Raw genomic sequence first — 10,803 nt, forward strand, 5'->3', positions numbered from 1 at the left:
GTACTGCCGCCGCTTCAGTGCCCTCGACGAAGTGGTGCTGGGCGTGCCGTTCATGGGGCGGCTGGGCAACGCCTCCGCACGCGTGCCGGCGATGGTGATGAACGTACTGCCGCTGCGCGTGACCGCCCGCGACGCCCGCCTGGCCGAGGCGGTGCAGGCCACCGCACGCGACCTGCTGCGCGCGCGCCGCCACGGTCGCTACCGTGGCGAACAACTGCGCCGCGACCTGGGCCTGGTCGGCAGCCAGCACCGTCTGCACGGGCCGATGATCAACGTGCAGCCGTTCTACCGGACGCTGCCGCTGGCAGGCGTGCTGGTGCGGCTGGACGTGCTGGGCACCGGCCCGGTGGACGACATCACGTTCGGTTTCCGCGGCGACGGCACGCACCACCTCGACCTGGAAATCGAAGCGAACCCTGCCCTGTACGATCCGGCACAGGTGGAGGCGCATGCCGCGCGGCTGCTGCACTTCATCGATACTGCACTGGACGTGCATGACCGCGGGTTGCGCATGGACGACATCGCGCTGGCCACGCCGGCCGAAGCGCAGCGCTACCTGTTCGAGGTGAACGCCACGGCCAGGCCGCTGCCGGATGTCTCACTGGTGGCACTGCTGCTGGACGGCATGCGTGCCAACCCCGACGCTATCGCGCTGGAGTTCGATGGGCAGCGGCTCACCCACGCGCAGCTGGAACAGCGCAGCCGGGCACTGGCACTGCAGTTGCAGGCGATGGGCGTGGGCCGCGAATCCCGCGTGGGGGTGGCATTGCCACGCTCGCTGGATCTGCTGGTCGGGCTGGTGGCGATCCTGCGCGCGGGCGCGGCCTACCTGCCGGTTGACCTGGCCCATCCGGACCAGCGGCTCGCCCGCATCCTGGCGTCGGCCCAGCCCAGCTGCATACTGGCCGACGACACGGCGGCAGCGCGCTTTGCCGGGTATCGCGTGCTGGCACCGTCGCAGTGGAGCGCAGGCGATGCCCGCGAACTGTCCGACAGCGTGCAGCCGCAGGATGCGGCCTACGTCATCTATACCTCCGGCTCCACTGGCGAGCCCAAGGGCGTGCTGGTGGAGCATCGCGCCATCGTCAACCGCCTGCAGTGGATGCGCAGCCATTACCGCATCGACGCCGATGCGCGGATCCTGCAGAAAACGCCGGCTACCTTCGACGTCTCGGTCTGGGAATTCTTCCTGCCGCTGCTGTGCGGCGCCACGCTGGTGATCGCGCCGCCCGACCTGCACCGCGACCCGGTGGCGCTGGCCGACCTGATCCGCCGCGCCCGGATCAGCATCGTGCATTTCGTTCCGTCGATGCTGGATGCGTTCCTGGCCGTGCCCGCCGCACGCGGCCTGCGGCTGCGCCAGGTATTCACCAGCGGCGAAGCGTTGGAACCGGTCCTGCGCGACCGTTTCCATGCCACCGTCGACGCCGAGCTGCACAATCTGTATGGCCCCACCGAAGCCGCCGTCGATGTGAGCTGGTGGCCAGCGGGCCGCGACGACCGCAGCCGGCCGGTGCCGATCGGCTACCCGGTCTGGAACACCCGCCTGTATGTGCTCGACGCGCGCATGCGGGCGCTGCCGCCCGGCGTGCCCGGCGACCTGTACCTGGGCGGCGTGCAGCTGGCGCGTGGCTACCTGGGCCGCGATGACCTGACTGCCGAGCGCTTCCTCGCCGACCCGCACGTGGCCGGTGAACGGATCTATCGCAGCGGCGACGTGGCGCGCTGGCGTGCCGACGGTGCCGTGGACTACCTCGGGCGCAGCGACCACCAGGTAAAACTGCGCGGGTTGCGCATCGAGCTGGGCGAGATCGATGCCGCGCTGCGCCTGCAGCCCGGCGTGGAACGCGCTGAAACGCTGCTGCGCGAAGACCGCCCCGGCGAGCGGCGGTTGGTGGCGTATGTCTCCGGGGTGGCGTTGGACCCGGTGGCGCTGCGCGCCGGCCTGGCTGCACGCGTGCCGGACTACATGGTGCCTGCCGCGCTGGTCGTGGTGGCGCACTGGCCGGTGACGGCAAACGGCAAGCTGGACCGTGCCGCGTTGCCGGTGCCAACGCTGGGCCCGGTAACGGGCCGCGCGCCCGCCACCGACAGCGAGCGCGAGCTGGCCGCATTGTTTGCCCAGGCGTTGGGCCTGGATGCCGCGCCCGCCGCCGATGCGGACTTCTTCAGTCTGGGCGGTGATTCGCTGTCGGCGGTGCACCTGCTGCTGGCGATCCAGCAGCACTGGCAGCGCGATCCGGGCCTGGGCGCGGTGTTCGCCCATCCCACGGTGGCCGCACTGGCGAGCGTGCTCGACGCCCCGGAACACGGCACCGACCACGGCCTGTCGCCGATGATCCAGCTGGCGCGCGGCGAGCCGGGCAGGGCACCGCTGTTCGTGGTCCATCCCGCCGGCGGCATTGCCTGGAACTACCGCGACCTGGCCCGTGCGCTGCAGCCGGCTCGCGACGTGCATGGCCTGCAGTCGCCTGCACTGGATGCCGCGCTGCCGCTGCCCGACAGCATCGACGCCCTGGCCGCGGACTATGTGGCGCGCGTAGTGGCCCTGCATCCGAACGGGCCGGTGCACCTGCTGGGCTGGTCGGTGGGCGGCATCATCGCCCAGGCCATGGCCGTGCGCCTGCAGGCGCTGGGCCGCAGCGTCGGCGAACTGGTGCTGCTGGATGCCTATCCGAGCGAATGCTGGCGGGCCGAACCCGAACCGGACCCGATCGCGGCGCTGCGTGCGCTGCTGGCCATCGCCGGGCACGACCCCGACGCGCATCCCGAGCTGGACAGCCGCGCGCGCATCATGGCGTTCCTGCGCCGCGGCGACAGCGCGCTGGGCAACCTGCCCGAACCGGTGCTGGACGGCGTGGTCCGCGCGGTTACCGGCACCAACCGGTTGATCCGCGCACACCATCACGCGCCGTACCGCGGCGTGCTCAGCCATGTGCGCGCGGGCCGCGACCACGCCACGCACCCATATCTGCAGGCGTCCCTCTGGGCGCCGCACGCGGCCACGGTCGAGGCAATCGAACTGCCGTTCGTGCATGCCGAGCTGACCGGCCGCGATGCCGTCGCACAGATCGCCCCCTGGGTGTCGGCGCGGCTGCAGCGCAGCGACCCTATCCATACCCCTATGCCCGCACAGGAACAGCCCATATGAAACTCACCGGATTCGACGGCACGCTGGCCGTGGTCACCGGCGCCGCCGGCGGCATCGGCGCTGCGCTGGTGCAGCAGCTGCTGGATAGCGACTGCGTGGTGGTGGCTACGGACCTGGCAGCGCCCGCGTTGCCGGCGCACCCGAACCTGCACGCCAGGGCAGTGGACGTCAGCGATGCTGCTGCCGTGGATGCGCTGGTCGGCTGGGCCGAAACCACCCTGGGGCCGGTGGGCTTCGGCATCAACGTTGCCGGGGTGCTGCAGGTGGGCACGGTCGACCAGATCGACGACGCGCACTGGCGCCGCGTGTTCGCGGTCAATACCGACGGCGTGTTCCACCTGTCGCGCGCCCTGGCGCGGGTGATGACGCCACGCGGCAAGGGCGCCATCGTTACCGTCAGTTCCAATGCCGCTGGGGTGCCGCGGCATGGCATGGCCGCCTATGCCGCATCGAAAGCGGCCGCCACCATGTTCACCCGCTGCCTGGGGTTGGAACTGGCCCCCCATGGCATCCGCTGCAACATCGTCGCACCGGGCTCGACGCTGACCCCGATGCAGACAGGTATGTGGGAGGACGCCGATGGCGCACAGCGCGTGATCGAGGGCAATCTGGACACCTACAAGGCGGGTATTCCACTGCGCAAGCTGGCCAGCCCTGACGACATCGCCCAGGCGGTGATGTTCCTGCTGTCCGACCAGGCTGGCCACATCGCCATGAGCGATCTGTACGTGGACGGCGGCGCCACGTTGCGCGGTTGAGAAGATGCCGGGCGATGCCCGGCTTTGGTCATGCGCGCGTTCGGATGATCTGCAGCCGACCAACGGTCGGCTCTACCCGTCAGCCCTTCAACCAGCGGTTGCACGCCGCGCCCGCGTCCGCGCCCGGTGCGGCCTTGGCGCACGATTCGCCCATCCGTGCCTGCAACCGGCCGAGAGTTTCGGTGCCGTGGTGCGCACGGCTCCATGCCTGCAGGGTGGTCGCCAGCCGCTCGAAGCGCTGCCGCGTGCGCTGGTGGTAGCCCGCCGGCTGCGCGTCCAGTTCGGCGATCACCTGCGCCGTTGCCTGCTCGATGGCCTTGCCATCGTCCGGCGTCAGCCGCACCAGGCCTTCCACATACAACACGCCCCATTGCACCCGCGTGGCCGGCCCCTGCGCGCCCTCGTAGGCCTTGCGCAGCCAGTCCACCGCAGCCGCCTTGTCGCCGCGTGCCTCGGCCAGTTCTGCCAGCTCGGGCATGTAGTAGTACGGCGTCTGGCTGCGGTCCAGTTCGGCCCGCAACAACGCCTCGGCCGCGGCATCATCGCCGGCCTCGCGCAGCACGTACACCGCGCTGCTGATGGTGGCCTGGCGCTCGTGCGCGGTCGTGGCCGCTGCATCGGCGGCGGCCACGCGTTCGTGCGCCTTTTCCTGCAGCGCCGGCGGCACGGCGGTGTCCGGATGCTGCTGTTTGAACAACGTCAGCTCGGTGATCACGCTGGACAGGCGCGCATCGGCGGCGTTGTCCTGGCTGGCATCGGCGCGTTCCAGTGCCGCCAGCAACTGGGTGGCCAGCTGCTGCGCCTGCTCCGGCGTGGCGGCGGCCCGTGCCACCAGTGCGGGCCCCTGGTAGCCCAGCAGATCGCGGTTGGCACGCACTTCGGCCGGGGCGGCCAGTACCGTGGTCAGCAGGGTGTGGGTTGCGTCGCGTTCGGCCGCATTGGGCGCAGGCGCATCTTTCCCGGTACTGCCGGCGCCCAGCGCCAGCAGCCCGAAACGGCGCTGCAGGGCCGGGTCCGGCGCGGAGGCGGCCAGCTGCCGCAGCAGCGCCACCGGATCGCGTTGGCCGGCCAGACGGCTGGCGTCCACCTCCCAGCCGTAGTCACCCAGCACCCGCCAGTCGTCCTCGGACACGCGCTGCGGCGACACCACCGCCACCCGCAGCACGTCGGCCACGGCGGTGCGCCGGTTCACCGCCAGGCGCAGCGCCCGGGTCAGTTCGGCGCTGTCGTTGCCGCCCGCCAGCCGGGTGATTTCGCGGCGCTGCGGGTCCAGCACGATCAGCGTGGGGTAGCCGCGCACGCCGAACTGCTCGCCCAGTGCCTGGGCACCTTCCGAGTCGCCATCCAGGTACACCGGCACGTACTGCCGGGTCAGCGCGATGAACGCCGGGTCACGGAACAGGGTGGCCTTGAGCTTGTTGCACGGCGGGCACCACACCGCACCCCAGTACAGCAGCACCGGTTTGCCGCTCTGCTGCGCATCGGCGAACGCGTCTTCGACATCGCCGTGCCGCCAGGCGATTTCCTCGGCAACGGGCGCGGCCTGCGCACTGGCCACCGGGCTGGCGGACGGGGCCTGCTGGCAGGCGGCAAGCGCGGTGCACAGGGCAAGCAGGGTGAAGGGCAGGGCAGCACGCATGGTCAGCATCCACGGCAGGAAGGGGTGCCGCAGCAGCGGCCATGACGCATTCTAGGAAGCGACGGTGCCCGCATCGCAGGCGTGCTGATGCCGATTGCTCATCTGCCCAGTCGCGCTGGTGATGACGGCCACCCTGGCGGACCGGGCGGGCCTCAGCCGATCGCCAGGCGGTCGTACATGCGCACCAGATCCACCAGCGTGCGCGCCTGCATCTTGCGCATCACGTTGGCGCGGCGCACCTTCACCGTGATTTCGCTCACCCCCAGCTCGGCGGCGATCTGTTTGTTGAGCCGGCCGCGGACCACGCCGCCCACCACGTCGCGCTCGCCGTCGTTGAGCGATGCCCAGCGTTGCCGCAACACGTCCACCGCAGCGTCATCGCGGCGCCGCTCGCGGTCGCGCTCGATGCCGAGGTGGATCGCATCCAGCAGCTCCTGGTCACGGAACGGCTTGGTCAGGAACTCGATGGCCCCTTCCTTCATGGCCGCCACGCCCATCGCAATGTCGCCGTGGCCGGTGATGAACACCACCGGCAGGTGCAGGCCGTGGCTGGCCATCTGCCGGTGGAACTCCAGCCCGCTCTGGCCGGGCATGCGCACGTCCAGCACCAGGCAGGCCGGCGCATCCAAGCGGGGATGCTGCAGGAAGGCGGCCACCGAGTCGAAGGCACGCACCTGCATGCCCATCGAGGCCAACAGGTCTTCCAGGGCGGCGCGCACCGAATGATCGTCGTCCACCACGTACACGATGGGCGCAGGCGAAGCGTCCGGCGGCGGCGGCCTAACCATGCGAGCCCCCGTCATCGACCGGCAGCTCGAACACGAAACAGGCGCCACCGTCGGCCACCGGCTCGGCCCGGATCTGACCGTCATGGGCCTCCAGGATGCTGCGGCTCAGGCTCAAGCCCAGGCCCAGGCCGCCGGATTTGGTGGTCCAGAAGGCATCGAACACCCGCTCCGGTGCGTCCAGCGGCAGCCCGCTGCCGTGGTCGCGCACGCTCATCGCCACCCGCGTCGGGCTGGCGCGCCAGCTGCGCAGCACCAGCCGACGGTTGCCCGCCGGCACCTCGGCCATCGCATCGACCGCGTTGAGGATCAGGTTGCCGATCACCTGCTGTACCTGTACGCGGTCGCCGAATACCGGCGGCAACGCGTCATCCAGCTGGGTACTGAGCGTGACCGCATGCTGTTCCAGTTCACTGTGCGACAGCGCCAGCATTTCCAGCAACGCCTGGTTGAGGTCGAACCCCTGCCGCTCTGGCACCGCACCCCGGGTCAACCCGCGCACGCGGGCAATCACGTCGCTGGCCCGGTGCGCATCGGCCAGGATCCGCGCCAGTGTCTGCCGCGCCTTCTCCACATTGGGCGGATCCTGGGCCAGCCAGCGCTGGCTGGCTTCGGCGCTGCTGGCGATCGCCGCCAGCGGTTGGTTCACTTCGTGCGCGATGGACGTGGTCAGTTCACCCACGGTGGAGGCGCGGGCCACCCGCAGCAAGCGGGCCTGTGCGTCCTGCACGGCGGCCTTGGCCGCTTCCATCTTCAGCGCCAGCCAGGTGGTGATGCCGATCACCAGCATGCCGATCGCCGAATTCACCAGGCCGATGCGGTACGTGCCGAAGCGGGTCAGGAAGAAGCTGAGCCCGGTCAGCCCGATGCAGAGGGCGGCCAACCGCACCAGCCCCCGAGCCGACAGCACGCGCGAGGCGGCCAGGATCACCGCCGCGTAGAAGCAGGCGGCCGCCACCGCATAGTCGGTGAGCGTGTCGGCGGCGAAGATCGCAGCCATCACCACGCCCAGCACGAGCAGGGCAACGGTACGGCGCGACGAGGAAGACAGCATCGGAACGGCTCCGTGGAAAACGTGGACAAACGCCGCGTGGTTCGACGCGGCCGAGCATAGCATCGGGGCCGTGGCCGGCCGGTGTCAGTCCTCCAGCGTGGCATTCCAGAAGGCCTGCAGTACGCCGGGCAGGCCCGCAAGCGTGGCCAGCACCGCGTCCAGTTCGGCGGCGTCCACGGCTGTCGCGTACAGCACCGCTTCGATCTCCACGTCGCGCTCGCCGAACGGGCGCGGGTCGACCGCGCGCACCGGGTAATGCGCCTGCTCCAGCAGCCCCAGCAGCCGGTCCAGCACGTCGGCCTGGTGCTCGCGTTGGCACACCACCGTGACCGCGTAGGTCGCCTCGCTGAAGGATTCCTCCACCGGCTGGCGCTGGATGCGGTTGACCACCGGCCGCAACAGCGTGTTGGCCGCCAGCACGAACAGCGCCGCCAGCAGCGCTTCGGGCAGCAGCTTGATGCCGGCGCAGGCACCCACGGCCGCCGACCCCCACAGCGTGGCAGCGGTGTTCAGGCCGGACACCTGCGCACCGTCCTTCATGATCGCGCCGGCGCCCAGGAAGCCCACCCCGGAGATGACGTACGCCACCACGTGCAGCGGCGAGGGCGGGCCGCCGTACAGGTCGTGGAAGCGCACGGCCAGGTCCACGAACACCGCCGCGCCCACCGCCACCAGCGTGTTGGTGCGCAGGCCGGCGGTGCGCTGGCGCAGCTGCCGCTCCAGCCCGATCGCCGCGCCGAGCACGAAGGCCGTACCCAGGCTGATCAGGGTGCTGATCGTGGCCCCGGCGTTGAACACCGGCAGGTGCGGGTTGAAGTCCATCACTGCCACCCGTAGCGACGGATGTAGACCTTCTTCAGCAGCGTGGTCAGCACCGCATACCCGAACAGAATGGCGACCAGGAACGGCCAGTAGCCGGGCGGCAGTGCCTGCAGCTTGAAGTAGCCGGCCAGCGGGCTCATCGGCAGCAGCACGCCGATGGCCATGATCAGCCCGGTCATCAACAGCAGCGGCGGGGCAGCGATGCTCTGCACGAACGGCACCTTCGGCGTGCGGATCATGTGCACGATCAGGGTCTGGGTCAGCAGGCCCACCACGAACCAGCCGGACTGGAACAGGCTCTGGTCGGCCGCCGTGCGCGCATCGAACACGTACCACATCAGCGCGAAGCAGCTCAGGTCGAAGATCGAGCTGATCGGGCCGAAGAACACCATGAAGCGCCCGATGTCGGCCGGGTTCCACTTCAACGGCTTGCGCACCAGTTCCTCATCGACGTTGTCGAACGGAATGGCGATCTGCGAGATGTCATACAGCAGGTTCTGCACCAGCAGTTGCAGTGGCAGCATCGGCAGGAAGGGCAGGAACGCGGAGGCCACCAGCACCGAGAACACGTTGCCGAAATTGGAACTGGCGGTCATGCGGATGTACTTGAGCATGTTGCTGAAGGTGCGCCGGCCCTGCACCACGCCTTCCTCGAGCACCATCAGGTTCTTCTCGAGCAGGATGATGTCAGCCGCTTCCTTGGCGATATCCACCGCGCTGTCCACGCTGATGCCGATGTCGGCGGCACGCAGGGCCGGCGCATCGTTGATGCCATCGCCGAGGAACCCCACCACCTTGCCCTGTGCACGCAGGGCGCGCACCAGGCGCTCCTTGTGCAGGGGCGTGAGCCGGGCAAACACGCGGTGGCGGCACAGCGCGTCGGCCACCGCAGCCTCGTCCATGCGGTCGATCTGCGGCCCGGTCACGATGCCGTCGGCGTGCAGCCCCACCTGGGCGCACACCCGCGCGGTGACCAGTTCGTTGTCGCCGGTGAACACCTTCACTTCCACGCCCAGCCCGGCCAACGCTTGCAGCGCCTGCGCGGTCGACTCCTTCGGCGGATCCAGGAAGGCCACGTAGCCAAGCAGGGTGAGGTCCTGCTCATCGGCCTGCGAATACACCTCGCGCGTGGCCGGGACTTCCTTCATGGCCACCGCCACCACGCGCAGGCCCTGTTCGTTGAGCTCCTCGGTGGTCTGGCGCACCCGTGCCAGCCGCTGCGCATCCAGCGGCAGGTCCTGGCCGCCTTCGCGCACGCGGCTGCACACGGCCAGCATCTCTTCCACCGCGCCCTTGCACACCAGCTCGTGGTGGTCGTCGCGCTCGGACACCACCACCGACATGCGGCGGCGTTCGAAGTCGAACGGGATTTCATCCACCTTGCGGTAGTCCTGCGCCAGGCGCAGCTCGGTCTGCAGTTCCACGTGCTCCAGCACGGCGCGATCGAGCAGGTTGGTCAGCCCGGTCTGGAAATGGCTGTTGAGGTAGGCGAACGCCAGCACGTCCTGCGAGTCGTTGCCGAACACATCGGTGTGCCGCTCCAGCGCGATGCGGTCCTGGGTGAGGGTGCCGGTCTTGTCGGTGCACAGCACGTCCATCGCGCCGAAGTTCTGGATCGCATCCAGGCGCTTGACGATCACCTTGCGCCGCGACAGCAGCACGGCGCCCTTGGCCAGGGTGGAGGTGACGATCATCGGCAGCATTTCCGGGGTAAGCCCGACCGCCACCGACAGCGCGAACAGAAAGGCTTCGGTCCAGTCGCCCTTGGTCACGCCGTTGACCAGCAGCACGAACGGCACCATCACCAGGGCGAACCGGATCAGCAGCCAGCTGACACTGTTGACCCCGGCCTGGAACGCGGTGGGCGCGCGTTCGGTGGCGGTGCTGCGTTGGGCAATGGTGCCGAAGCAGGTGCGGTTGCCGGTGGCCAGCACCACGGCGGTGGCCGAGCCGGACACCACGTTGGTGCCCATGAACAGCAGGTTGGGCTGCTCCAGCAGGTTGGCCTGGGTGGGGTCGGGGGCGGCGAACTTCTCCACCGGCAGCGATTCGCCGGTCATGGCCGCCTGCGCCACGAACAGGTCCTTGGCATTCAGCACGCGGCAGTCGGCGGGGATCATGTCGCCGGCCGACAGCACGATATGGTCGCCGGGCACCACTGCCCGGATCGGCAGCGAACGCTGCTGCGCGGGACGCGGTGTGCGCGGCTCAGAGCCGGTGTGCTGCGCGGTTGCAGCATCGCCGTCGGGACGGCGCAATACGCGGGCGTTGTTGCCCACCAGCGCCTTGAGCCGCTCCGCCGCGCGGTTGGAGCGGCCTTCCTGGACGAAACGGATCAGCGTGGACAGCACCACCATGGTGCCGATCACCACCGTGGCCTTGACGTCTTCGGTCAGCCAGGACACCACCGCCAGCAGGCTGAGCAGCAGGTTGAACGGGTTGCGGTAGCACTGCCACAGGTGGCGCCACCACGGCAGCGGCTTTTCGTGATCGATCTCGTTGGGACCCACGCGGGCGAGCCGGGCGTCGGCTTCGTCGGTGGCCAGCCCGTCGGGGTGCGACGCCACCGCCGCCAGCGCAGCTGCCACGGGCAC

The 10,803-nt window shown here is 69.8% G+C and carries 7 protein-coding genes; 2 read left to right on the forward strand and 5 right to left on the reverse strand.

Annotation, left to right across the window (positions count from 1 at the left end):
• Positions 1–3,151: non-ribosomal peptide synthetase (locus DBR34_RS08635; protein WP_128096487.1), on the forward strand; the 3,151-nt coding region annotated here is incomplete at its 5' end.
• Positions 3,148–3,909, forward strand: a complete 762-nt coding sequence (locus DBR34_RS08640; RefSeq protein WP_128096488.1) for a 2,3-dihydro-2,3-dihydroxybenzoate dehydrogenase — start codon at positions 3,148–3,150, stop codon at positions 3,907–3,909. The genes DBR34_RS08635 and DBR34_RS08640, both read left to right, overlap by 4 nt.
• 79 nt (positions 3,910–3,988) lie before the next feature.
• Here the strand turns inward: DBR34_RS08640 and DBR34_RS08645 are convergent, their stop codons facing one another.
• From DBR34_RS08645 to mgtA, 5 genes are all read right to left on the reverse strand, one after another.
• The gene (locus DBR34_RS08645; protein ID WP_128096489.1) at positions 3,989–5,557 is read right to left on the reverse strand and encodes a thioredoxin family protein; all 1,569 of its coding nucleotides are present in this window, start codon (positions 5,555–5,557) and stop codon (positions 3,989–3,991) included.
• 143 nt (positions 5,558–5,700) lie between these two features.
• Positions 5,701–6,336 carry a response regulator gene (locus DBR34_RS08650; protein ID WP_128096490.1) on the reverse strand — a complete coding sequence of 212 codons (636 nt, stop codon included), beginning with the start codon at positions 6,334–6,336 and terminating at the stop codon, positions 5,701–5,703.
• Positions 6,329–7,387 (reverse strand): ATP-binding protein, encoded by a 1,059-nt coding sequence (locus DBR34_RS08655; protein ID WP_128096491.1) that lies wholly within the window; start codon positions 7,385–7,387, stop codon positions 6,329–6,331. Before DBR34_RS08655 ends, DBR34_RS08650 begins: the two co-directional genes overlap by 8 nt.
• 84 nt (positions 7,388–7,471) lie before the next feature.
• The gene (locus DBR34_RS08660) at positions 7,472–8,209 is read right to left on the reverse strand and encodes an MgtC/SapB family protein (protein WP_128096492.1); all 738 of its coding nucleotides are present in this window, start codon (positions 8,207–8,209) and stop codon (positions 7,472–7,474) included.
• On the reverse strand, positions 8,209–10,803 hold a 2,595-nt coding region (gene mgtA, locus DBR34_RS08665; protein ID WP_128096493.1), incomplete at its 5' end, for a magnesium-translocating P-type ATPase. The genes DBR34_RS08660 and mgtA, both read right to left, overlap by 1 nt.

Source organism: Stenotrophomonas sp. HMWF003 (genome assembly GCF_003061285.1).
Taxonomy (GTDB): Bacteria; Pseudomonadota; Gammaproteobacteria; order Xanthomonadales; family Xanthomonadaceae; genus Stenotrophomonas; species Stenotrophomonas maltophilia_AP.